Source organism: Vibrio genomosp. F10 str. 9ZD137 (assembly GCF_049974785.1).
GTDB lineage: Bacteria > Pseudomonadota > Gammaproteobacteria > Enterobacterales > Vibrionaceae > Vibrio.
Map to the genome: position 1 here is coordinate 1 of NZ_JBNGCJ010000560.1, position 1,144 is coordinate 1,144.

1 protein-coding gene and 1 pseudogene are annotated in these 1,144 nt (G+C 40.7%); one reads left to right on the forward strand and one right to left on the reverse strand.

The annotated features are described in order from the left end of the window. Positions 1-193 (reverse strand): annotated as a pseudogene (locus ACP45E_RS13645) (thiopurine S-methyltransferase); the annotation flags it as partial. 309 nt (positions 194-502) lie between these two features. Here ACP45E_RS13645 and ACP45E_RS13650 point away from each other — a divergent pair. Further along, positions 503-1,144, forward strand: a 642-nt coding sequence (locus tag ACP45E_RS13650; protein WP_069585108.1) for a phosphoribosylglycinamide formyltransferase, incomplete at its 3' end; no start/stop codon positions are given.

A 1,144-nucleotide genomic window follows, 5' to 3' on the forward strand; every position in this document is an offset into this window, starting at 1 on the left:
CTTGGACATCATCATGGCGGGTCGCCAACCACACCAAATCTTCTGATTTTCCACACAGTGGCACCAACACTGAATCGCTTCTTTTAGGTTGTGTTTTTGGCCAATACTGAATTAATAGTGGATTCACGTCTTCCAAATGAAATCCAATTTGATTTGCGGCCCACTTACTGTGCCAAAAGTCTGGATCGTTCATTGTTGTTCCTTGTGTTTGAAGATATGTTGATAAGTGCATCGGATTTTAACGTGTTAAATTATTTATAACCAGTGTGTTCATATCCCATTAATATACGCCCGATATAATGACTACACAGTTCAGGATTGATTACGTTTTTCTAAGCCATTAGCGATAAAATGTGATCTATTTCTAGCTTCTCGCACTAAACGAGATAATAGGGTTTGATTTGGTTATTGGCCCCCCAATATCTAGTTTAACTGCTTAATTTGTTTGAACTTAGTGTCTTTTATATCCACTTTTTACTAGGTTACTTATTAAGGAGAATGAATGAGTCTTTTTCTTCGTACGACAGCAATGATGCTATTGATGCTGACCCGTGCACCTGCATTCGCAGCGCTTCCGACTTCACCAGCGGATGAAGACAAGCTTTCAACCAGTCATAACGAAGTATGCGCTAAGTTGTTTAAACACAATTTAAGCGGCTTGTACGCTATTCAATCAACCAACGTCACCCCGATTCAGCCATATTCAGACTTTGACACGCTCTACAGTAAATCTCATCAGGCGCAATTTGAACTTGAAGATATCTGCAACAGCACAGCATTACTGACCCAAACCCATGCCTACTTTGCTGGGATTAAATCTTCACATCGCGCCCAAGAAAAAATCAAACATGAACTTGGTGGAAAAGTGGAACGTATTACCGATGTTGCCAGAGCGACAATCATCGCGAACGATATTGAAAGCTTGATGGAAGTCTATGAAGCGTTGGATAGAGAAACGGAGATTGTGAAAATCAAAAACCGATTTAAAAGTCCTGCCCCTTCTGGCTACCGAGATTTGAATTTATTGGTTAAGCTACCCAAGACCAATATTATCGCGGAAGTGCAAGTTCACCTGAAAGCGATTGCGGATGTGAAAAATGGACCCGAGCATGACCTTTACGAAGTAATACAACAGATTGAGCGT